Below are 19,708 nucleotides of genomic sequence, written 5' to 3' on the forward strand. Positions count from 1 at the left end.
GTCCGGACGTCGCTCAGGGAGATGGTGGTGCGAGGCCCTCGTCCGGGTCGACCTCCTCGCCGTCGACGAGGACAGCCGGCACCGAGCCCGGCCCCTCACGATTCTCGTACGTCCGCGCGGCGAACCATCGCCGCTCGTCACGAGAGAGCGTCGGCACCTCCTGTCCGACGTCGACGCCGACGTCGGACAGCGCCCCACGGACCGATCCGGCCACCTCGTCGACCGGGGCGTCGTCGTCCATCCCGGTCACTGCCTCCGACACCGCGCGGTAGAGCGTCAGCGGCTCGACGTCACTGTCCTGCACGGCAGCGACGAGGTAGCCCAGGGCCGTCTCGTTCGTCCGCGAGCCTCCGCGTGCCTCGACCACCTGGAGCACCACCGTGCGTCGACCTGCCTCGGCCTCGCGGGCGAGGTCGTCGCCGTGCTCGGCGAAGAACTCCTGGCAGTGGGGGCACGTCAGGTCGGTCTGCACCACCAGCTCCGCATCGCCGCCCCGGGAGAGCTCCAGCCCGGCGTCGCCGAAGCCGGCCGGCGCGGCCACGCGGGCGTCGCGCTCGTACTGCGCGGCCTTCTCGGCCGTCTCCTGGCGGAGTTGCAGGTACAGCACGCCGACGGCCGCGATGACGACCAGCACGAGGACGAGCAGGATCACCGCCCTGACGCGACCGGCGCGATCCTGCGCGGGAGCCGACATCAGGTCACGACCCGCGGGCTGAGGGTGAGCCTGAGGGCGGCGAGTCCGGCCGCCCCGGCCACCACCGCGCCCCCGACGACGGCCGCGATCGACGCCTGTGCCGCGCCCGCCTGCAGGCCGACGAAGACCGGCGCCACCAGGGCGAGCCCCGCCAGGGCACGTCCGACGCTCTGGTCGGTCACCGACCGCATGACGTTCGCGACGAGCACGGCGATCCCCAGTGCCGTGACGCTGAGCACCAGCAGCCGGACCACGACGCCCGCCGAGGTCGAGGAGAGCACCAGCACGGCGGTGGCCACGAGCACACCCGGCACCTGCGCCCCCACGCAGGCCAGGAGGAGACCGCGGCGCACGTCGGCCGGTCGGGCGCCGAGGACCCACAGCCGTCCGACCGGACCCAGGCTGCTGCGCAGACCCAGCACGGGAAGGGCGCTGAAGACCGCGGCGACCAGCACGGTGCCGGCAGCGGCCTCGGCCCGGTCCAACGCATCCATGCGGGCCGCGACCCAGGCGGCACCACCGCACACCACGACGGCCAAGCCGATCTCGGTGGCGAGGGTGGACTGGCGGGCGATCGTCGTGGCGACGCCCACGGGGACTCGCCACGATCCCGGCACCCGTCCACCACTGCTGGTCCCGTCCCGGAACGTCACGCCCTTGCGGGTCGTCGCCGCGCCGGTGTCCGTCGCCACCCAGGCCCAGACCGCGGCGAGCAGGCACGCCAGCACCGCCGCCACCTGCCAGGAGGCGTACGGGTCCTCCCGCGACAACGGACCGACGAGCGGGGACCAACGGTGCGGCGCCAGCCCGGCCCTGGCCGGGTCGCTGATCGCCCACACGGCGTGGGCGATCAGCAGCATCACGCCGATCCCGACGGGCAGCCCGACCCCCAGCCGGCGCAGCCCCGGGAGCCGGGCCAGCAGCGACGCCACCGTTCCGAGCACGAAGGCCAGCAACAGACCTGAGGCGAAGCCGGTGATCACGCCGAACGGGTTCGCGCCCGATGCCAGGCAGTACGCGGCGACGCACACCACCGCGACGGCCCCGCCGACCACTGTGGGCAGCAGGACCGGGACCAACGACAGCAGGGCCAGCGAACGGCGCCCCAGCGGGAGCACCGCGAGGCGCTCCCGCTCGCTGAGCACCTGGCGTCGCCACAGGTCGCGGCTCACCACGGCGAAGGTGCCACCGAGGGCCCCCGACCAGGCCAGGACACCGATCAGGAAGAGGGAGGCGTCCAGCGGGCCGTCGGACATCGTGCGCCCCAGCTGTGCTGACTGCAGGGCCGCCACCGTCACGAGGCTGAGCCCGGCGGCCACCACGAAGGCCACGAACCCCGAGTAGGGGACGAGCCGTCCGACGGTCAGCCGGTGCAGGCCGCGACTGACCTGCCCGACCTGCTGCGTCGCCGTGGCGAGGACCACCGGGACCGGCGTCATGTCTCGAAGTACCCGGCCACGAACCGCTCGCACTCCGCCCCGGAGGAGAACGGCTCGTCGCTGGCCGCCACGACCCGGCCGTCGTTGACGATGACGACGTGGTCGGCGATCCGGGCCACGGAGTCCAGGTCGTGGTTCGACATCACGATGGTGGCTCCGTCGTCGCACAGGTCGCTCAGGGCGGTGCGGATCTCGCGGCTGCTGACGAAGTCGAGCCCGTTCTGCGGCTCGTCGATCATGAGCAGGTCGGGGTCGGCCATCATGCCGGTGATGAGCTGGGCCTTGCGCTTCATGCCCATGCTGAAGTCACGCATCCGCGTGGTCCCCGGGTCCAGCTGGAATCGGACGCTCAGCGTGGCGGCCCGGTCGAACAGCACGTCCGGGTCGTCGCCGAACGAGCGTTCACGGACGCGGGCGACGAAGGAGAAGAACTGGTCCAGGGTGAGCTCGGAGAAGAGCAGCTCGTCACCGTCGGGGACGAAGGCTGCCCGACGCCGACCCTCCACGCTGCGCGACATCAGGTCGGAGCCGCCGACGTGGGCAGTCCCCCGAGCTGACGGGATCAGTCCGTTGACGGCCCGCAGCAGGGTGGTCTTGCCACTGCCGTTGGGTCCGAGCAGGGCGGTGATCCCCGGGGTGATCTCCAGGTCGAGCGGGCCCAGCACGAAGGAGCCGAGTCGCACCTGCAGGCCCTCCACCGCGAGGGTGAGGAGCTCTCGGCGAGGTGCGTCCACGGCAGTCATGTTCTCAGGTCCTTCACCGCACGGACCAACGCCCGGCCGTCGGCACTCGGTGGCACGAGGCACGCCAGGTGCAGGGAACCTGCGGCGAGCAGACCCAGCACGGCGCAACGCACCACGAAGCCGGCCTGACCGTCCCACGATCCCGCCCCCAGCGTGAGCAGGGCCGTGATCACCAGGGCGAGTGCGGCCACCGGTCCGATGACGGTGATCAGCGCCTCCTGGGCGGAGCTGCCCCGCTCGCGACGCAGGCCGACGGTGAACCGTTCCCGGTAGACGATGTCCAGCCGCAGGCCGCAGGCCCCGGCGACGACATGATGGGCGAGCTCGTGCACCACGCCGGTGACCGCCATCGTCAGCAGGAAGACCCCGCCGAAGGCCGCGACGAACAGCAGGGGATCCGGCGGGGCGAGGGCGATCGCGATCACCGCCGCGAACGGCACGAGCAGCACCACGCCGAGCGCGACCTGTGACTCCAGCGCCGCCCTCGCCGTGACGGCGACACTCGGCACCAGGTGGCGACGACGTGCGCCCCGGGCGGGGTAGTTCAGCCGCACCGGGAACATCGCGAGGTCGAGGAACGGGCGGACCAGCGAGTGCTGGACCTGCTGGCGCCAGGACGATCGCATCGAGAGCACGCCGGCCACCTGGGCCTGGTGGACGAACCTCCCGACGTCGCCGAAGGCGCGTTCCTCATCGATGCCGTACGTGGTGGAGAGCATGTCGGCGAGCCGACCGAGGGTGACCTGCCCCTGGGAGGACACGACGTCCAGGACGAACCGACCACAGGCATTGAGGTCGCCATACCTGGCGCCGTCCACCCACGTCACGACGTCCTCGCGCGCGTAGGAGAGGTCGGCCCCCTGGTCGATCACCGCACTCATGGTGTCAGCAGCCCGAGCCGTGGAAGGCCCGGAAGTCCGAGAAGAAGCTGGAGAGGCTGGAGTCGCAGTTGGACCAGATGATGAACGCGTAGCAGAGGAACGCGAACACCACGAGCCCGACGAACGACAGGAGCGTCGCCAGGGAGATGCCGGTGGAGGTCTTCATGGGAATCCTTTCGACGGGGTCCGGGACGGTCGGGCCGCGGGGTGCTCCGAGCCCGGAGCACCCCGCTGGACCGATCAGCAGCCGTCGCCCCACCAGCGGCGCACCGCGGTGACGGTGTTGCCGAAGCTGTTGCAGTCGGTCCGGACGCACTGGTCGCACACCCAGACGATGTACGCGGCGCTCACGCCGAGCACCGGCGCCGCGGCCAGGATGAACGCGGGCACTGCCTCGTTCTCCCCGAAGTCGGCCGCGTTGATGGTCGGCGCTTCATAAGCCATGACGGACATGGTCAATTCCCCCTCGATATCGTGTTCCTTCTGTTGCCACCGATGACACACGGACCGCGATGGTACGGCAACGTGTCACTATGATTTACGCCACGGTCGGACCGGGATCGAGGCCGGTGCCAGCCCCTCCTCAGGACTGCGGTTGCAGCGAGAATCCACTCCGTCAATTGACGAGGAAATTCTCATTTCGTCATGTGAGATGAATGTTCTATCACCCCGGGTGGATATCCCTTTCGCGCCGAGGTGATATCGGAACGGCGAATGAAGCCCGGGAATTGCTAGGGTCGACTTCAGTCGAAGCTCCCCGACCGAGGAGGTCACGTGCAGCGCGCCAGCGTCGACGTCATCGTCGAGCCAGCCATCCTGACCCTGCCGTGGTGGAACCCGCTCTCGCGCCTGCCTGCTGACGCGTCCGTCGGCTTCTTCGTCCTCGGGCTCGCGATCGTGGTCGGGGTGGCGGCACTGCGGGTGATGGGCCGCTTGCGGGGCCGCGCGGGGGTGCTCGCAGCCCTCGGGGCCGGGCTCGCGGTGCTCGCAGCGCTGGAGATGGGCGACGCCTACGAGGACGGCCCCTCCATCGCCCGCGCGCTGCAGGCCGAGGGCTCCATGAGCGACGTCGGCGAGATCGACGTGCACGCGCTGGCCCGCGGAGATCGCACGAGCACGACGGCCATGATCGACGGCGAGGAGGTCGACCTGGTGCTGACCGCTCGACCCGACGAGGGAGCCGTCGAAGCGGCCCTCGACTCCCCCTGACCCAGCCTGTACGAGGTCAGGCCTTGCCGGCCGCCAAGGCACCCAGCAGGTCGCGGTTCAGCTGGCTGATGACGTCCAGCGGGATGCCCTTGGGGCAGGCCGCGGTGCACTCGCCGATGTTGGTGCAGCCGCCGAAGCCCTCGGCGTCGTGCTGCTCCACCATGCCGATGACGCGGGACTCACGCTCCGGCTGACCCTGCGGCAGCAGGCCCAGGTGGTTGATCTTGGCGGCGGTGAACAGCATCGCCGAGCCGTTCGGGCAGGCTGCGACGCACGCACCGCAGCCGATGCACGCGGCCGAGGCGAAGGCGTGGTCGGCATCCTCCTTGGGCACGGGGAGGTTGTTGGCCTCCGGGGCCGATCCGGTGGGCGCGCTGATGTAACCGCCCGCCTGGATGATGCGGTCGAAGGCTCCGCGGTCGACGACGAGGTCCTTGACGACCGGGAAGGCGCCCGCGCGCCACGGCTCGATGTCGATGACGTCGCCGTCGGAGAAGGAGCGCATGTGCAGCTGGCAGGTCGTGGTGACCTCGGGCCCGTGCGCGATGCCGTTGATGACGACGCCACAGGCACCACAGATGCCCTCCCGGCAGTCGGAGTCGAAGGCCACCGGCTCGTCCCCGGCGAGGGTGAGCTGCTCGTTGAGGACGTCGAGCATCTCCAGGAAGGACATGTGCTCGCTGACGTCGTCCAGGCCGTAGGAGACCATCTGGCCCTTGTCGTCGGCGTTCTTCTGGCGCCAGACCCTGATGGTGATCTTCACTTGTAGCTCCTGGACTTCATCTCGACGTACTCATACTCCAGCGGCTCCTTGTGCAGGACCGGCTGCTCGTCCCCGAACTCCCAGGCCGACACGTAGGCGAACTGGTCGTCGTGCCGCAGCGCCTCGCCGTCCTCGGTCTGGCTCTCGGCGCGGAAGTGGCCGCCGCAGGACTCCCGGCGGTTCAGCGCGTCGATGCACATGAGCTCACCGAGCTCGAAGAAGTCGGCGACCCGGTTGGCGCGCTCGAGGGCCTGGTTGAGCTCCTCGGCCTCCCCGGTGACCTTGACGTTGCTCCAGAACTCGTCCTTGAGCTCACGGATCATGCCGATGGCCTTGATCAGGCCCTCCTCCGAGCGCTCCATCCCGCAGTAGTCCCACATGATGTGGCCGAGCTCCTTGTGGAAGGAGTCCACGGTGCGCGCACCGTCGATCGACAAGAGCTTCGTCACCCGCTCCTCGACGGCCTCGCGGGCCGCGACGACGGCCGGGTGGTCGTCGGCGATCTTCTCGAACGGGCTGTCGGCCAGGTAGTTGGCGATCGTGTTCGGGAGCACGAAGTAGCCGTCGGCCAGGCCCTGCATGAGGGCGGAGGCGCCGAGACGGTTGGCGCCGTGCTCGGAGAAGTTGGCCTCGCCCGCGACGAACAGTCCGGTCAGGTTGCTCTGCAGGTCGTAGTCGACCCACAGCCCGCCCATCGTGTAGTGGACCGCCGGGTAGATGCGCATCGGCTGCTCGTAGGGGTCCTCGCCCGTGATCTGGGCGTACATGTCGAAGAGGTTGCCGTACTTCGCCTCGACGGTGTCCCGCCCCATGCGCTCGATCGCGTCGGCGAAGTCGAGGTAGACGCCGAGGCCGCCGGGGCCGACGCCCTTGCCGTCGTCGCACTGGTACTTGGCGGCACGGGAGGCGATGTCGCGCGGGACCAGGTTGCCGAACGCCGGGTAGATGCGCTCGAGGTAGTAGTCGCGGTCCTCCTCGGCGATGTCCCGGGGGTCCTTGTCGACGTCGGCCTTGTCCTTGGGCACCCAGATGCGGCCGTCGTTGCGCAACGACTCGCTCATCAGGGTCAGCTTGGACTGGTAGTCCCCGGAGACCGGGATGCACGTCGGGTGGATCTGCGTGTAGCAGGGGTTCGCGAAGTAGGCGCCCTTGCGGTGGGCGCGCCACGTGGCGGTGACGTTGGAGCCCATCGCGTTGGTGGAGAGGAAGAAGACGTTGCCGTAGCCGCCTGTCGCAAGCACGACGGCGTCGGCGGTGTGGGTCTCGATCTCCCCGGTCACCATGTCGCGCACGATGACGCCGCGGGCCCGCTCGGTACCGTCGGAATCGGGGACCATGATGAGCTCGAGCATCTCGTGCCGGGTGTTCATCGTGACCGTGCCGGCGGCCACCTGGCGCTCCAGCGCCTGGTAGGCGCCGATGAGCAGCTGCTGACCGGTCTGGCCGCGGGCGTAGAACGTGCGGGAGACCTGGACGCCACCGAAGGAGCGGTTGTCCAGCAGGCCGCCGTACTCGCGCGCGAACGGCACGCCCTGGGCGACGCACTGGTCGATGATGTTCACCGAGACCTGGGCGAGCCGGTAGACGTTGGACTCCCGGGCGCGGAAGTCGCCGCCCTTGACCGTGTCGTAGAAGAGTCGGTAGATCGAGTCACCGTCGTTGCGGTAGTTCTTGGCGGCGTTGATGCCACCCTGCGCGGCGATCGAGTGCGCGCGGCGCGGGCTGTCCTGGTAGCAGAAGCTCGTCACCTGGTAGCCGGCCTCGCCGAGCGTCGCGGCCGCAGAGGCGCCGGCCAGGCCGGTGCCGACGATGATGACACTGATCTTGCGCCGGTTCGCCGGGTTGACGAGCTTGCCGTCGAAGGAGTGCTTGTCCCAACGCTGCTCGATCGGACCACCGGGCGCCCGGGTGTCGTGGATGTCCTCGCCGAGACCGTGGAACTGCTCGGAGGCGTTCTGGGGGACGTTGGTGTCCGAGGTGCTCTGGGTCATGAGGTACCGACTCCGAAGAAGAGGATCGCGAACGGGACGACGAGGAAGCCGAAGCAGATGAGCGCGGCGACGAAGGTCGAGACCCAGGTGATGGCCGACTCCTTGCGCCGGGCGCTGCGGTTCTGGCCGAGCGTCGTGAGCGCACTCCAGAAGCCGTGCCACAGGTGGAAGCCGACGGCGACGAGGCCGATCGTGTACAGCAGCACCACCCACCACAGCTCGAAGCCGTTGACGACGCGCTCGTACTTGCTGTCCGAGCCGCCGCCGGGCGCCAGCCAGTTGGGCAGCATCTGCGCGACGTGGCCGATGATGAACAGCAGCAGGATGACGCCGCCCCAGCGCATCGTGAACGAGGCGTACGAGCGCTGGACGCCAGTGCGGTTCTTGGTGGTGTGGTAGCGCTTGCCGCCGGCGTACCCGGCAGCCACCTTGTTGCGACGCCACAGCGTGATGGCCGCGTAGACGTGCATCACCAAGGCCGCGACGAGGACGACGCGCATGATCCACAGCAGGCCGCCGTGCGGGAGGTACGGCGTGAAGAGGTCCTCCAGGCCCGCCAGGTAGGAGTCGAAGTACTCCTGGCCCTGGAAGAACTTGAGGTTGCCGTACATGTGGACGAGCAGGTAGCCGAGCATGATCAGCCCGGACACCGCCATCGAGTACTTGAGGGCGACCGTCGAGCGTTTCGCCGACGTCCGCGGGAGCTGAGTCGTGGCCACGAGGTCACGGTAGACCCAGACCGGCCATGCGCGCTAAGTCATGGTGAGGTGGACCTTCATAGACATCAGGCATGATGGGCGCATGCAGTTCCAACAGCTCTCCTACTTCGTGGCCGTGGCCCGCACCCGGCACTTCACCCGGGCGGCCGACCTCGTCGGCGTCGCGCAGCCCACGCTCTCCAAGCAGATCCGCGTCCTGGAGAACTCCCTCGGGACCCCGCTGCTCGTCCGAGGTCGCGGCGCCGTCGAGCTGACGAGCGCGGGCGAGGCCCTGCTCCCCCACGCCCAGCGGATCATCGTCGACGTCGAGCAGGCGCAGCGCTCGGTGCACGAGGTGGCCGGGCTGCGCAGGGGCCGGGTCCGGCTGGGCGCCACCCCCTCGCTGTGCGACGGGCTGCTGCCCGACGTCCTGACCCAGTTCCACGCGGCGCACCCCGGCGTCGAGCTCGAGGTCCGCGAGGCCGGCTCACGCCTCCTGACCAGGGAGCTGGGCCGCGGCCGGCTGGACCTGGCCCTCGTCATCGTCCCGCTGCGCGAGGACGAGGAGGAGCTCGAGACCGTCCCCGTGCTCCGGGAGCGGCTGGTGCTCGCCGGGCCCGTCGACGCCGACCTGCCCCCGAGCATCGACGTCGCCGACCTGCGTGACCTGCCCCTGGTGATGTTCCGCGAGGGCTACGACCTGCGCGAGGTGACCCTGCACGCCTGCGCCGAGGCCGGGTTCACCCCGCACCTCGCGGTCGAGGGTGGGGAGATGAGCGCCGTCCTGCGCTTCGTCGAGGCGGGGCTGGGCTACGCCGTCGTGCCGGAGATGGTCATGACCAACCGCCCAGGTCTGCGAACCGCGGCCCTGCGCAACCCGTCGCTGCAGCGCCAGATCGCCCTCGCGCACCGACCGGCCCAGCTGCAGCTGGCGGCCGCCGCCTTCCGCGACGAGCTGCTCGCCAGCCTCACCTGACGAGCCCGCCGCCCATCCGTCCGCGACGCTCAGCCGCCCGCGAAGGGCAATGCCACGTGCGGGGCCCAGCCGGTCGTCGCGTCGTGCAGGTAGAGCGCCACCTCGGCGACCTCGAAGGTGCACGTGAAGCCGGCCAGCTCGCCATGGGCCCGGTCGAGCGCCTCGTCGTCGAGGTGCTGGGCGACGGTGACGTGCGGGTGGTAGGGGAACTGCGTGGGCTGAGCGTCCAGTGCGGTGCGCACGCGGTCGGCCAGGATCTCGCTCTCGGCGATGCCGCGGCTCACCGCGACGAAGACCACCGGGGAGACCGGCCGGAACGTCCCGGTGCCCAGCAGCGTCATCGTGAAGGGGTCCATGCCGGAGGCCACCTCGGCCACCCGCTCCGTGACGAGTGCGAGCCCGTCCGGAGCGACGTCGGTGGGCGGGACGATCGTGACGTGGGTCGGCACCTCCACGGCGAGCGGGTCCCCGAAGGAGGCCCGCCGCGCGCGCAGGCTGGATCCGTGCGGCTCCGGGATCGCGATGGCGACCCCGTACCTGAGGTCGTCAGGCACCGGATCCTCGGGCAAGGGGTCCCCGGGCATCGGGGACGAGCCCGATCCTGGCGTAGACGTCCGCCACGACCGGCGCCGCGGCCTCCCGCGCCCGCTCGGCACCGCGGGCCAGCACGCGATCCAGCTCTGCGCGGTCGTCGAGGTAGACCCGGGTGCGCTCGCCGAAGCCCCCGACGAACTCGGCCACGAGGTCACCCAGCGCGACCTTGAGGTGGCCGTACTGCCGACCCTCGAACTCGCGCACCACCGCGTCGACGTCGTCGCCGCTGATCGCCGAGTAGATCGTCAGGAGGTTGGAGATGCCGGGCTTGCCCTCGGGGTCGAAGCGGATCTCGTCGCCGGAGTCGGTGACCGCCGAGCGGATCTTCTTGGCCGCGCGCCCGGGCTCGTCGAGCAGGTCGATGATGCCGCTCGGAGACGACGCCGACTTGCTCATCTTGGCCGTCGGGTCCTGCAGGTCGAAGATCCGTGCGGTGCCCTTGACGATGTAGGGCTCGGGCAGAGGGAACGTCTCGCCGTAGTGGTGGTTGAAGCGCTGCGCCAGGTTGCGCGAGAGCTCCAGGTGCTGGCGCTGGTCCTCACCGACCGGGACGTGCTGGGGGTGGTAGAGCAGGATATCGGCCGCCTGCAGGATCGGGTAGGTGAACAGGCCGACGCTGGCCTTGTCCGCCCCGGTCGAGGCGCTCTTGTCCTTGAACTGCGTCATGCGGCCGGCCTCGCCGAAGCCGGTCAGGCAGTTGAAGACCCATGCGAGCTGCGTGTGCTCGGCGACGTGGCTCTGGCAGAACAGCGCCGAGCGCTCGGGGTCGATGCCGGCGGCGAGGAGCTGGGCCGCCGAGGCGTGCACCCGGTCGCGCAGAGCCGCCGGGTCGGGCTGCACCGTGAGGGCGTGCAGGTCGGCGAGGAAGTAGAACGCGTCGTGGTCGTCCTGCAGCCGGACCCACTGCCGCAGGGCCCCGAAGTAGTTGCCGAAGTGGAACGACTCCGCCGTCGGCTGGATGCCGGACAGCGATCGGGGAAGCGAGGCGGGCATGGCTGCATTCTGCCAGCCACGACTCGACGGCCTGTGGACACCACGGTGCCGGCCGTCGACGCGCACGCCCTACGCTCGGGCGGATGGACGACGTGCGCACGTGGCAGATCCCGGGTCGGGTCAACGTCGTGGGTGAGCACCTCGACTACAACGGCGGGCCGTCGCTCCCGTGCGCCATCGACCGCTTCCTCACGGTCAAGGCCCGGCCGCGAGAGGACGGGGTCGTCAACGCCTGGAGCGCCGGCCGCAAGGCCACGTTCTCGACCTCCGTCGGCCCGGGCGACGTGGACGACTGGGCGGCCTACGTCGCCGGCAGCGTGTGGGCGATGGCGCAGGCCGGACACCCGTCACGCGGGGTCGACCTGGTGATCGAGTCCGACCTCCCCGTGGGCGCCGGGCTCTCGTCGTCGGCCGCGCTCACCGTGGGCGTCGTCTCGGCCCTCGACGAGCTCGGCGGCGCGGGCCTGGACGGCACCGCCAGGGCCCTGCTGGCGCAACGTGCCGAGAACGACTTCGTGGGTGCGCCCACGGGCCTCATGGACCAGCTCGCCGTCGTGCACGGGCAGGAGGGCCACGCGCTGCTGACCGAGCCGCTGGCCGATCCACCCAGCGCGGACCCGGTCGCCTTCGACCCCACCGCAGCCGGGTTGTCGCTGCTGGTCATCGCCACGGGCGCCGACCACTCCCACGCCGCGGGCGGGTACGGCCAGCGGCGAGAGGAGTGTGAACGCGCGGCCACCGAGCTCGGCCTCGACCTGCTCGCGCACGCCGGTCTGGACGCCATGCTGACGCTCGAGGACGAGACGCTGAAGGCGCGACTGCGCCACGTCATCACCGAGACCGCGCGCGTCCGCGCCGCCGTCCGGGCGCTGCGGGACCAGCAGTGGGCCCAGCTCGGCACCATCCTCACCGCCTCGCACGAGTCGCTGCGCGACGACTTCCAGGTGAGCTGCGCCGAGCTGGACGTCGCCGTCGAGGCAGCAACGGAGGCCGGCGCGCTGGGCGCGCGGATGACCGGCGGCGGGTTCGGCGGCTCGGCCATCGCGCTCGTCCCGCAGAGCAAGGCCGGACCCGTTCGCGAGCTCGTCGAGCATCGCTTCGACGCCCTGGGCTGGGCGGCGCCGACGGTCTTCGCCGTCCGCCCGGCGGCCGGTGCCACACTGGTCCCGTGACAGCAGCCACCGAGGCCGGAGCGGCCCGACGCATCGCGTACCAGGGAGAGCCCGGAGCCAACTCCCACCTGGTCTGCAAGCAGCACCACCCCGACGCCGAGGCCGTGGCCTGCGCCTCCTTCGAGGACGTCTTCGCGGCGGTCGAGAGCGGTGCGGCCGACCTCGCGATGATCCCCATCGACAACTCCATCGCCGGTCGCGTGGCCGACATCCACCACTTCCTGCCGACCTCGGGCCTGCACATCGTGGCCGAGCACTTCCTGCGCATCCAGTTCATGCTCATGGCCGTTCCCGACGCCACGCTGGACTCGGTCCGGACCGTGCACAGCCATGTCCACGCCCTCGGTCAGTGCCGCAAGATCATCAAGCAGCACGGGTGGACGCCGTTGATCTCCGGCGACACCGCCGGCGCCGCTCGTGAGATCGCCGAGGCGCAGGACCCGACGCAGGCGGCCATCGCCCCACCGCTCGCCGCCGAGATCTACGGCCTGCAGATCCTGCAGCGCGACATCGAGGACGAGGAGCACAACACCACACGCTTCGTGGAGCTCTCCCCCGAGCCGCACCGCGCCGACGCGGGCAACGGCCCCGTCATGACCAGCTTCATCTTCAACGTCCGCAACATCCCCGCCGCCCTGTACAAGGCTCTGGGCGGCTTCGCGACCAACGGCGTCAACATGACCAAGCTGGAGAGCTACATGGTGGGCGGGGAGTTCACCGCGACGCAGTTCCTCGCCGAGGTGGACGGCCACCCCGACGAACCGGGACTCGCCCGCGCGCTGGAGGAGCTGCGGTTCTTCACCACCGACGTCACCGTCCTGGGCGTCTACCCGGCTGCTCCCTTCCGGGCCGAGAACGGCTGACCGACCGCCTGCCACGAGGGTGGAAGGATCGGGCCCATGCAATGGCCCCTGACCGTGCCCGTCCTCGACGACGGCGTCGTGACCCTGCGTGCCCACACTCCCGCCGACGTCGACCCGATGCTGCAGATGGCACAGGACCCGGACATGCAGCGGTGGACCGCGATCCCGGTCCCGCACACCCGGGAGATGAGCGAGGAGTTCGCGCTGCACACCATCCCCCGCGGCTGGGACGAGGGCACGATGCGCGGCTGGGCGATCGAGGCACAGGACGAGCACGGGACCTCGCGCTACGCGGGCAACGTCGACGTCCGGGGTGCGGGGCCGGTGACCGACATCGGCTACGCCCTGCACCCGTGGGCGCGCAGGCGCGGCATCATGTCGCGGGCGGTGCGACTGGCCGTGGACCACGTGTTCGCAGAGAACGGGGTCGAGGTGGTGCACTGGCGTTGTCGCGTCGGGAACGACGCCTCCCTGCGGGTCGCGCACCGGTGCGGGTTCACGCTGCACGGCGTCTCGCCCGGCCTGCTCGTCGAGCGCGGTGAGGTGCACGACGCCTGGACGGGCTCGATCCGCTTCGGCGACGCCCCCCTGCCCCGCACCCGCTGGGCCGAGCCGGTCGACCTCCTCTCCGACCGAGTGCGGCTTCGACCATTTCGTCCCGAGGACGTGCCGCGCGTCGTCGAGGCCTGCAGCGACCCCGCGACGCAGCACTGGCTCAACGGGCTGCCGAGGCAGTACACGGAGCAGGTCGCGCGGGCCTACCTCGACGACTGCGTGTGGCGTGCGGCCGCAGGCCTCAAGCTGACGTGGGCCGTCGCGGACGCGTCGAGTGACGTCTTCCTCGGGAACCTCGCCGTGATGGACCTCGGTGGACTGAACCCCCAGACCGCCGAGGTCGGCTACTGGATGCACCCCGATGCCCGTGGACGCGGGCTGATGACCGAGGCGCTGGCGCTCGCCGCCCGGCACGCCTTCGACGAGCGGGGTCTCGACCTGCGTCGGCTCAGTCTGCTGGCGGCGGCCGGCAACGTCGCCAGCAACCGTGTGGCTGAACGGGCCGGGTTCGTGCGCACGGGCCTGGAGCGGCAAGCGGAGCTGCTGGGCGACAGCACGGTCGACGACCTCGTCACGTACGACCTGCTGCGCGACGAGGGACGGTGACGTCGCCCGTCTCCCGAGCGCGACGTCAGCGGCAGGCCGGTCTCCGGCGCCGGCGCCCTGAGCCGCGCCGACCCGAGGACTCCTAGACTTCCCGGGTGAGCCCGACCTACGTCCTGACCCTGTCCTGCCCGGACCGTCCCGGGCTGGTCTTCGCCGTGACCCGGTGGATCGCCGAGGCCGGTGGCAACATCCTGGACAGCCAGCAGTACACCGACCCCAGCGACGACGTCGTGCGTGGCGGCGAGTTCTTCCTCAGGGTGCACGCCGACTTCGGGGGTCCACGGGACCTGCAGGACCTCACCGCGGCCTTCGGGCCGCTGGCCGAGGAGCTGGCCATGCGGTTCCGGCTGGTGGCGGCCGAGCAGCCGCTGCGCACACTCGTGATGGTCAGCCGGGAGGGGCACTGCCTCAACGACCTGCTCTACCGGCAGAGCACGGGCTCGCTGAACATCGAGGTGCCGGCCGTGGTGGGCAACCACCGCGACCTGGAGCGCCTCGCCGCGAACTACGACGTCCCGTTCCACCACCTGCCGGTCACGAAGGACACCAAGGCCGAGGCCGAGGCACGGCTGCTGGCGCTCGTCGACGAGCTGGACGTCGACCTCGTGGTGCTGGCGCGCTACATGCAGATCCTCAGCGACGACCTGTGCCGGGCCCTCACCGGCAGGGCGATCAACATCCACCACAGCTTCCTGCCCAGCTTCAAGGGCGCGCGGCCCTACCACCAGGCCCACGACCGCGGGGTCAAGCTGATCGGCGCCACCGCGCACTACGTGACGGCCGACCTCGACGAGGGGCCGATCATCGAGCAGGGTGTGCAGCGCGTCGACCACCGCCAGCTGCCGGCCGACCTGGCCCGCGTGGGCCGCGACGTCGAGGCCCAGACCCTCTCCGGCGCGGTGCGGCTGCACGCGGAGTCGAGGGTCCTGATGAACGGCCCCCGCACCGTCGTCTTCGGCTGAGGTCACGACGTCGCCTCCGGGCGCGCCGCGCCGGTCCGCCTACGATGCTGCCGTGCGACCAACTCTTCCGCCGGAGCCCGGGCCCCGTCTCAGGACCGAGCGCCCCCGGGACTCCCCTGCCGGCAGCACCGGGGCCGGTCGACCGTGAACCGGGATGCCCAGCACCGAGCCGGCGACGAGGGCTCCTCGACGACCCCGGCCGGGGATCCATCGCCGCGGCACTCCCGTGGGGTGTGGCGCACCGCGCTGGTCGCCGCGACTCTGACCGTGCTGAGTGGCGTGGTCGTCGTGACGGCCGGATGCACCACGGGCAGCCGGGACGTGTCCCAGGCCGTCGGGCTCGTGGCCATCGCGCTCGTCCTGGCCGGACACCTGTGGGTGGCCCGCGGGCAGAGTCTCGTGGCCCTGGTCGTGACCGTCGTACCTGGTTTCCCGCTCCTGGCGCTCACGGCCGCGGCGGTCGACCCCGAGGCGGGCGAGGCGGTGGTCTGGGGCGTCGTCGCCGCCGCCGGCCTCGCCGTGCTCGGCACCGCCGCTCTCACGACGTGGGTCGGCAACCGCTGGGGCGATCGCGACGGAGCGTCGGTCGATGAGTTCTTCGGCTGGTTCGACTGAGGCAGGGTGAGCCGGTCGGACGAACCGGTCACGGCCGTGCGAGGCGCCGACGTCCTCCCGCAGCCACCACGAGCAAGCCTCGCGCCGAGCGCACCGACCGTCCCGGCACGTCGACCACAGGATCGCCTGACCTCCTTCGCCGCATACGCGAGCTGGTGGACGCGACCTGCCGTTTCCGCATCGTGAGATCGGCCGGAGCGCCTCGGGGATCTGCCTAGGTTCGTCCCGACGCACGCCACCGGGGCGGGCGCGGGACCGAGGGACGGCATGAGCATCCTCCAGCGCATCGGGGCGATCGGCGGGACCGTCGTCGTGGCTGCCGTGCTGGTGTGGGGAGCGCCATCGGCCTCGAGCGATGCCCGCACGCTGGGCCTCGTCGGGTTCGCCGTGCCGAAGGCCGGCAACCACGCCGCGCAGGATGCCTTCGCCCGGACCGACGCGGGCAGCGGCTCGTCGTGGCGGGAGTCCTACGGGCCATCAGGTGAGCAGTCCCGAGCCGTCGCCGGCGGCCTGCCGGCCGACTACGTGCACTTCTCCATCACGCCGGACGTCACCCGCCTCGTCGACGCCGGGATGGTCCACGAGGACTGGGACGCCGGTCCGAGCCACGGCATCGTGACCGAGTCCGTCGTCGTGCTCGTGGTGCGCGAGGGCAACCCCAAGGGCATCGCCGGGTGGGACGACCTGGCCCGGGACGACGTCGGCATCGTCACGCCCAACCCCGGGTCCTCCGGCGCCGCGCGCTGGAACGTCCTCGCGGCGTGGCTGCACGTGGCAGGCGCCGGGGGAAGCCGGGAGGAGGCCGAGGACTTCCTGTCCACGGTCCTGGACAACGTCGAGGCCCTCCCGGGGTCGGGCCGCGACGCGACCACGGCGTTCCAGGGGGGCACGGGTGACGTCCTGATCTCCTACGAGAACGAGGCGATCCTGGCCCGGGAGAACGGCGAGGACGTCGACTACGTGGTCCCCGAGGACACGCTGCTGATCGAGAACCCGGGCGCCGTCACCACGGACGCCTCCCCGCTCGCGCAGGACTTCCTCGACTTCGTCCTCACGCCCGAGGGCCAGGCCCTCTACGCCTCCACCGGGTTCCGTCCCCTCCGCTCGGTCGAGGGCGTGGCCGTCGGTGAGGTCGAGGGAGCCACGGACCCGTCCGACCCGTTTCCCGAGCCCTACCGCCTCGCGACGATCGACGGCGACCTGGGCGGGTGGGACGCCGTGGACGCGACGTTCTTCGACGAGGACGGCATCGTCACCCGTCTGCTCTCCGAGGCGGCCGGGCCATGAGCGCGCCGCCCGTCGCTCCGCCGACCATCCCGTCGCCCCGGCGACCTCGTCGCAGCCGGCAGCAGAACACCCTGACCCGGGGCTCGGCCCTCGGGCTCGGTGTCGCCCTGACGTGGTTCAGCCTGCTCGTGCTCATCCCTCTCGCTCTCGTCGTCGTCCAGGCCACCGACGGCGGGTGGGCGACGTTCCGGGACACCCTCACCAACCCCCAGACCGTGGACGCGCTCGTCCTCACCGTCGGCGAGGCGCTGCTCGTGACGGCGCTCAACGTCGTGATGGGCACGCTGATCGCCTGGGTCCTGGTGCGGGACCGCTTCCCGGGTCAGCGGGTGCTCGAGGTCGTCATCGACATCCCGTTCGCGCTGCCGACGATCGTCGCCGGCCTGGTCCTGCTGAGCCTCTACGGGCCGGGGAGCCCGCTGGGCATCGACGTCAGCAACACCCGGTGGGGCGTCTTCCTGGCGCTGCTGTTCGTCACGCTGCCGTTCGTGGTGCGCACCGTCGAGCCGGTGCTGCTCGAGCTCGACCCGGAGGTGGAGCAGGCGGCAGCGTCGCTCGGCGCCTCGCGCGCCACGACGCTGCGGCGGGTGATCCTTCCCGCGCTGGCCCCGGCCGTGACGGCAGGCGCTGCGCTGTCCTTCGCGCGCGGGATCAGCGAGTACGGGTCCCTCGTCCTGCTCTCGGGCAACCTGCCGCGCCAGACCGAGGTCGCGTCGGTGCGCATCCTGACCTACATCGAGAACGGCGACGACGCCGCCGCAGCCTGCGTCGCCGTGCTCCTTCTGCTCGTCGCACTCGCCGCGATCGGTGCCCTGCAGCTGGTCAACCGATGGGTGGCCCGCCGTGGCTAGCCGGACCGCCGCCCCCGTCACGCCCGGGACCTGGGCGCGCCGCGTCCTCGTGGTGGCCTACCTCGGCCTCCTGGTGGTGTGGCCCATCTCCCTGGTCGTGACCGCCACCTTCGAGGGCGGCCTGGACAACCTCCGGGCGGCCTTCGGCGACGCCGACGTGCTCTTCGCCCTGCAGATGACCGTCTACGTCGCGACGTGGGCCGTCGTCGTCAACACGGTCTTCGGCGTGGGCATCTCCCTGCTGCTCGTGCGGCACGACTTCCCGGGCAAGGCGCTGCTGTCCGCCCTCATCGACCTGCCGCTGTCGGTCTCGCCCGTCGTGGTGGGCCTGGCCCTCCTGCTCGCCTACGGGGGCTCGAACGGCTTCCTCGGACCGACGCTGGAGGGGGCGGGCCTACAGGTGGCCTACGCGCCCCTGGGCATCATCCTCGCCACGGCGTTCATCAGCCTGCCGCTGGTGATCCGCGAGATCGTCCCGGTGCTGCAGGAGGTGGGCGCCGAGCAGGAGCAGGCTGCCCGCAGCCTGGGTGCGGGTGGGTGCCAGACATTCGTGCGGATCACCCTGCCGTCGATGCGTTGGGCCCTCGTCTACGGCGTCGTGCTGAGCCTGGCACGCGCGCTCGGTGAGTTCGGCGCCGTCAAGATCATCTCCGGCAACGTCGCCGGCCAGACGCAGACCGCCACCCTCCTCGTGGAGGAGAAGTACCAGGAGTTCGAGCAGGGCACCGCCTACGCGACGTCGTTCCTGCTCGCGCTCGTCGCCGTCGCCGCGATCGTCGTCGTGGCGATCCTGCGCCCCCGGGAGGACCGAGATGGGTATTGAGGTCAGCGGCGTCACCAAGCACTTCGGTGACTTCGTCGCACTGCAGGACATCGACCTGACCGTTCCCGGTGGTGGCCTGACAGCACTGCTCGGACCCAGTGGCGGTGGCAAGTCCACGCTGCTGCGCATCGTCGCCGGACTGGAGAGCGCGGACGCGGGACGCGTGGAGATCGGTGGCGTCGACGCCACCGGCGTGCCGGCGCAGAAGCGGGGCGTGGGCTTCGTCTTCCAGCACTACGCCGCGTTCAAGCACATGAGCGTCCGCAAGAACATCGCCTTCGGCCTGGAGATTCGCCGCCAGCCCAAGGCACGGATCAAGGCGACGGTCGATGAGCTGCTGGAGCTCGTCCACCTGACGCAGTGGGCCGACCAGATGCCGTCGCAGCTCTCCGGGGGCCAGCGACAGCGCATGGCCCTCGCCCGTGCCCTCGCCATCGAGCCGTCCGTCCTGCTGCTCGACGAGCCGTTCGGCGCGCTGGACGCCAAGGTCCGCAAGGAGTTGCGCGACTGGCTGCGGCGCCTGCACGACGAGGTCCACGTGACGACGGTGTTCGTGACGCACGACCAGGAGGAGGCGCTGGAGGTCGCCGACACGATCGTGGTCATCAACGAGGGCCGCATCGAGCAGATCGGCACCCCCGACGACCTCTACGACAAGCCGGCCAGCGATTTCGTGCTCAGCTTCCTCGGGCCCGTCACGACGCTCGGCGACCGACTCATCCGCCCGCACGACATCGAGATCTCCCGGTACGAGCAGGCGGCGACCGCCGTCGGCACGATCACGCGGTGGACCCGCGTCGGCTTCGAGGTCCGCCTCGAGGTGACCCCCGAGGGGCCCCGCCCGGGCCCGCCGGTGCAGGTCGTCGTCACCCGGGCCGACGCCAACGCCCTCGGCCTGCACGCCGGCGACCGCGTCTGGCTGCGGCCCCGGCCGGGCCTGGACTGACCACCCACCGCCCGCCGCCCTGTGGAGGGCCGCGCGGGCGGCACTCG

General features: G+C 71.1%; 22 protein-coding genes. 11 read left to right on the forward strand and 11 right to left on the reverse strand.

Annotated features, from left to right (window positions below; all coding sequences use genetic code 11):
- Positions 1-13 precede the first annotated feature (13 nt).
- The 6 genes from ACHAAC_RS01770 to ACHAAC_RS01795 all read right to left on the reverse strand — a co-directional run bounded on the left by ACHAAC_RS01770 (position 14) and on the right by ACHAAC_RS01795 (position 4,201).
- Positions 14-694 carry a hypothetical protein gene (locus tag ACHAAC_RS01770; protein ID WP_435714160.1) on the reverse strand — a complete coding sequence of 227 codons (681 nt, stop codon included), beginning with the start codon at positions 692-694 and terminating at the stop codon, positions 14-16.
- Entirely contained in the window at positions 694-2,133 is a 1,440-nt protein-coding gene (locus ACHAAC_RS01775) for a hypothetical protein (RefSeq protein WP_435714162.1), read from the reverse strand. Before ACHAAC_RS01775 ends, ACHAAC_RS01770 begins: the two co-directional genes overlap by 1 nt.
- Positions 2,130-2,876 carry an ABC transporter ATP-binding protein gene (locus tag ACHAAC_RS01780; protein ID WP_435714164.1) on the reverse strand — a complete coding sequence of 249 codons (747 nt, stop codon included), beginning with the start codon at positions 2,874-2,876 and terminating at the stop codon, positions 2,130-2,132. The genes ACHAAC_RS01775 and ACHAAC_RS01780 overlap by 4 nt, the downstream gene beginning before the upstream one ends.
- The gene (locus tag ACHAAC_RS01785) at positions 2,873-3,748 is read right to left on the reverse strand and encodes a PqqD family protein (RefSeq protein WP_435714165.1); all 876 of its coding nucleotides are present in this window, start codon (positions 3,746-3,748) and stop codon (positions 2,873-2,875) included. Before ACHAAC_RS01785 ends, ACHAAC_RS01780 begins: the two co-directional genes overlap by 4 nt.
- Before the next feature lie 13 nt (positions 3,749-3,761).
- Positions 3,762-3,923 (reverse strand): hypothetical protein, encoded by a 162-nt coding sequence (locus tag ACHAAC_RS01790; RefSeq protein ID WP_435714167.1) that lies wholly within the window; start codon positions 3,921-3,923, stop codon positions 3,762-3,764.
- A gap of 74 nt (positions 3,924-3,997) precedes the next feature.
- The gene (locus tag ACHAAC_RS01795; RefSeq protein ID WP_435714169.1) at positions 3,998-4,201 is read right to left on the reverse strand and encodes a hypothetical protein; all 204 of its coding nucleotides are present in this window, start codon (positions 4,199-4,201) and stop codon (positions 3,998-4,000) included.
- Positions 4,202-4,531: 330 nt separating this feature from the next.
- Here ACHAAC_RS01795 and ACHAAC_RS01800 point away from each other — a divergent pair, with 330 nt between their 5' ends.
- Positions 4,532-4,966, forward strand: coding sequence for a hypothetical protein (locus ACHAAC_RS01800; protein WP_435714170.1), 435 nt, complete (start codon positions 4,532-4,534; stop codon positions 4,964-4,966).
- A 16-nt stretch (positions 4,967-4,982) separates the two neighbouring features.
- Here ACHAAC_RS01800 and ACHAAC_RS01805 read toward each other — a convergent pair whose 3' ends face one another.
- From ACHAAC_RS01805 to ACHAAC_RS01815, 3 genes are read right to left on the reverse strand one after another with little or no spacing between them, the layout of a single operon-like run.
- The gene (locus tag ACHAAC_RS01805; protein ID WP_435714171.1) at positions 4,983-5,729 is read right to left on the reverse strand and encodes a succinate dehydrogenase/fumarate reductase iron-sulfur subunit; all 747 of its coding nucleotides are present in this window, start codon (positions 5,727-5,729) and stop codon (positions 4,983-4,985) included.
- Complete coding sequence (locus ACHAAC_RS01810; RefSeq protein WP_435714172.1) at positions 5,726-7,720, reverse strand: fumarate reductase/succinate dehydrogenase flavoprotein subunit; 1,995 nt, start codon at positions 7,718-7,720, stop codon at positions 5,726-5,728. Before ACHAAC_RS01810 ends, ACHAAC_RS01805 begins: the two co-directional genes overlap by 4 nt.
- The gene (locus tag ACHAAC_RS01815; RefSeq protein WP_435714173.1) at positions 7,717-8,439 is read right to left on the reverse strand and encodes a succinate dehydrogenase cytochrome b subunit; all 723 of its coding nucleotides are present in this window, start codon (positions 8,437-8,439) and stop codon (positions 7,717-7,719) included. The genes ACHAAC_RS01810 and ACHAAC_RS01815 overlap by 4 nt, the downstream gene beginning before the upstream one ends.
- Before the next feature lie 82 nt (positions 8,440-8,521).
- Between ACHAAC_RS01815 and ACHAAC_RS01820 the strand changes: the two genes are divergently transcribed.
- Positions 8,522-9,394: a LysR family transcriptional regulator gene (locus ACHAAC_RS01820; protein WP_435714174.1), complete on the forward strand. Its 873-nt coding sequence runs from the start codon at positions 8,522-8,524 to the stop codon at positions 9,392-9,394.
- A 29-nt stretch (positions 9,395-9,423) separates the two neighbouring features.
- On the opposite strand, the gene ACHAAC_RS01825 is transcribed toward ACHAAC_RS01820, so the two are convergent.
- Entirely contained in the window at positions 9,424-9,948 is a 525-nt protein-coding gene (locus ACHAAC_RS01825) for a 2'-5' RNA ligase family protein (RefSeq protein WP_435714175.1), read from the reverse strand.
- Positions 9,941-10,981, reverse strand: coding sequence for a tryptophan--tRNA ligase (trpS, locus tag ACHAAC_RS01830; protein WP_435714176.1), 1,041 nt, complete (start codon positions 10,979-10,981; stop codon positions 9,941-9,943). Before trpS ends, ACHAAC_RS01825 begins: the two co-directional genes overlap by 8 nt.
- Before the next feature lie 83 nt (positions 10,982-11,064).
- On the opposite strand from trpS, the gene galK reads away from it, so the two are divergent.
- The 9 genes from galK (at position 11,065) to ACHAAC_RS01875 (ending at position 19,661) form a co-directional block, all read left to right on the forward strand.
- Entirely contained in the window at positions 11,065-12,153 is a 1,089-nt protein-coding gene (galK, locus tag ACHAAC_RS01835) for a galactokinase (RefSeq protein WP_435714177.1), read from the forward strand.
- A complete protein-coding gene (locus ACHAAC_RS01840) occupies positions 12,150-13,016 on the forward strand; it encodes a prephenate dehydratase (protein ID WP_435714179.1) in 867 nt (288 codons plus the stop codon). Before galK ends, ACHAAC_RS01840 begins: the two co-directional genes overlap by 4 nt.
- Before the next feature lie 36 nt (positions 13,017-13,052).
- Positions 13,053-14,177, forward strand: a complete 1,125-nt coding sequence (locus tag ACHAAC_RS01845) for a GNAT family N-acetyltransferase (RefSeq protein ID WP_435714180.1) — start codon at positions 13,053-13,055, stop codon at positions 14,175-14,177.
- Positions 14,178-14,272: 95 nt separating this feature from the next.
- Positions 14,273-15,139 carry a formyltetrahydrofolate deformylase gene (gene purU / locus ACHAAC_RS01850; RefSeq protein ID WP_435714181.1) on the forward strand — a complete coding sequence of 289 codons (867 nt, stop codon included), beginning with the start codon at positions 14,273-14,275 and terminating at the stop codon, positions 15,137-15,139.
- Between the two features lie 144 nt (positions 15,140-15,283).
- Positions 15,284-15,754: a hypothetical protein gene (locus tag ACHAAC_RS01855; RefSeq protein WP_435714183.1), complete on the forward strand. Its 471-nt coding sequence runs from the start codon at positions 15,284-15,286 to the stop codon at positions 15,752-15,754.
- 267 nt (positions 15,755-16,021) lie between these two features.
- Positions 16,022-17,041, forward strand: a complete 1,020-nt coding sequence (locus ACHAAC_RS01860) for a sulfate ABC transporter substrate-binding protein (RefSeq protein ID WP_435714184.1) — start codon at positions 16,022-16,024, stop codon at positions 17,039-17,041.
- Positions 17,038-17,892 (forward strand): sulfate ABC transporter permease subunit CysT, encoded by an 855-nt coding sequence (gene cysT / locus ACHAAC_RS01865; protein ID WP_435714185.1) that lies wholly within the window; start codon positions 17,038-17,040, stop codon positions 17,890-17,892. Before ACHAAC_RS01860 ends, cysT begins: the two co-directional genes overlap by 4 nt.
- A complete protein-coding gene (locus ACHAAC_RS01870; RefSeq protein WP_435714186.1) occupies positions 17,885-18,715 on the forward strand; it encodes a sulfate ABC transporter permease in 831 nt (276 codons plus the stop codon). Before cysT ends, ACHAAC_RS01870 begins: the two co-directional genes overlap by 8 nt.
- Entirely contained in the window at positions 18,705-19,661 is a 957-nt protein-coding gene (locus ACHAAC_RS01875) for a sulfate/molybdate ABC transporter ATP-binding protein (RefSeq protein ID WP_435714187.1), read from the forward strand. The genes ACHAAC_RS01870 and ACHAAC_RS01875 overlap by 11 nt, the downstream gene beginning before the upstream one ends.
- Positions 19,662-19,708: the final 47 nt, after the last annotated feature.

Source organism: Aeromicrobium sp. CF4.19 (genome assembly GCF_051262555.1).
GTDB lineage: Bacteria > Actinomycetota > Actinomycetes > Propionibacteriales > Nocardioidaceae > Aeromicrobium.